General features: G+C 70.3%; 1 protein-coding gene. It reads right to left on the minus strand.

All coding sequences use genetic code 11. The features are described 5' to 3' along the window. Window positions 1-470: ABC transporter permease (locus IY392_RS09225; RefSeq protein WP_375292906.1), on the minus strand; the 470-nt coding region annotated here is incomplete at its 3' end. Between the last annotated feature and the right edge of the window lie 191 nt (window positions 471-661).

Consider the following 661-nt stretch of genomic DNA (forward strand, 5'->3'; position numbering starts at 1 on the left):
ACGGTGCGGGCGAGTTGGAGGTGGAGCGGGTTGACGGACCGCACGCCCTCGATGGTGTTGAGCAGGAGCGGCCACAGTGCGCTCATGATGATGACGAAGAGCGCGGTGCGCTCGGCGTCGCGGAGTAGGGCCAGCCCCAAGGGCAACCACGCCAGGGGCGAGACCGGCCGGAGGATCTGGATAATCGGGTCGAGTCCCCAGCGGGCGGATCGCACCGACCCGAGCAGGAAGCCCAGCGGTATCGCGATCACCGCCGCCACGAGGAAGCCCGTGAGCACCCGCTGCAGGCTGGCGAGGAGGTGCCAGAACACGCCCACACTGTTGATGCCCTCCCGGTAGAAGGGGTCCGAGAGAATCTCGATTGCCGAGCTGAGCGTGGCCGCCGGAGTGGGGGCGAGCCCGCCGTCGTCCCCCGTGGTCGCCATGTTCCAGAGGCCGATGAACACGGAGGTGGTGACGACCAGGATCAGGGCGGCGAGAGCGCGGTCGCGGGATGTGGCGCGGTCCGACGACGGGGCCCCTGATCCCCGTCGTGGCAGTCGGCCCAACAGCGAGTTCCAGGTAGAGCGGTGTGCGTTTGGGGCGTCACTGGCCGTGTGGTCGCCGGCCTCGACTCCGGTCCCCGACGAGCGGCGGTGGTCGGGGGCGGGTTCGCCGGGGG

The organism is Dietzia sp. SYD-A1 (genome assembly GCF_015356725.1).
Lineage (GTDB): Bacteria > Actinomycetota > Actinomycetes > Mycobacteriales > Mycobacteriaceae > Dietzia.